The 936-nt window shown below is 64.1% G+C and carries 2 protein-coding genes; one reads left to right on the forward strand and one right to left on the reverse strand.

The window, feature by feature from the left end:
• The coding region (locus JHD07_RS39245) for an AIR carboxylase family protein (RefSeq protein WP_366865929.1) at positions 1–126 on the reverse strand (126 nt) is incomplete at its 3' end.
• Positions 127–254: 128 nt separating this feature from the next.
• Between JHD07_RS39245 and JHD07_RS39250 the strand changes: the two genes are divergently transcribed.
• On the forward strand, positions 255–936 hold a 682-nt coding region (locus JHD07_RS39250; protein WP_291631979.1), incomplete at its 3' end, for a GGDEF domain-containing protein.

A 936-nucleotide genomic window follows, 5' to 3' on the forward strand; every position in this document is an offset into this window, starting at 1 on the left:
CACCACCTTCGTTTCATATGGAACGCCGAGTTCTGCGAGTATTTCGGCCGCTTTTGAAAGGGTTGGCCAGTCCGATCGGCTGCCCATGATGACGCCAACCAGGGGCTTTTGTGCAGGCGTCGACATGGGGCGCTCCGGCCGGAAAGCCGGGTTCTACCTGCTTCCGCCACAATTCCGCAACGGCGCGGAAAGCTTCGGTTAATCCCGCGCTAACAAGCTTGGGCGAGTTTCAGACCGGAGACCCTGTCCAGCCGATGAAGCTTTTCTCGATCTTCGGACCGCGCCCCCGGCGCGTGGAAGCCGCCCCGCCCGAGCAGCTCGTCGATCCGGCGCTGCGCGTGGCGGAGATATTCGGCGTGCCCGACATCCACCTGACGCCGCAGGTCCGCACTGCATTCAACGTGATGATCTCGGAGATCGACTCTCTCCGCCTCGACGTGGAGCAGCTCAAGCTTTCGCTCGCCGAAGCCGAAGCCTCCGCCGACCACGACACGCTGGCTCCGATCTACAACCGCCGCGCCTTCGTGCGCGAGACCCAGCGCATCCTCGCCATGGTCAAGCGTCACGAAGTGCAGGCGAGCCTGATCTATTTCGACCTCAACAACTTCAAGGCGATCAACGACGCCCACGGCCATCCGGCGGGCGACGCCGTGATCCGGGCCATCGGCGAAATCCTGGTCCGCCAGACGCGCGAGACGGATGTCGTCGGCCGCATCGGCGGCGACGAGTTCGCAGTGATCCTGACGCACACCGATCCCGAAGCCGCAGCCTCCAAAGCCGAAGCGCTTGCCGCCACGCTGTGCACCGAGAAGGTGCTGTTCAACGGTATCCCGCTCTACGTCTCCGCCGCCTACGGCATCACGCACATCGGCATCGGCGATACTGCCGAAAAGGCTCTCGCCCGCGCCGACGAGGCCATGTACGCTGATAAGGCCC

It is taken from the genome of Bradyrhizobium sp., from assembly GCF_016462955.1.
Classification (GTDB): domain Bacteria; phylum Pseudomonadota; class Alphaproteobacteria; order Rhizobiales; family Xanthobacteraceae; genus Bradyrhizobium.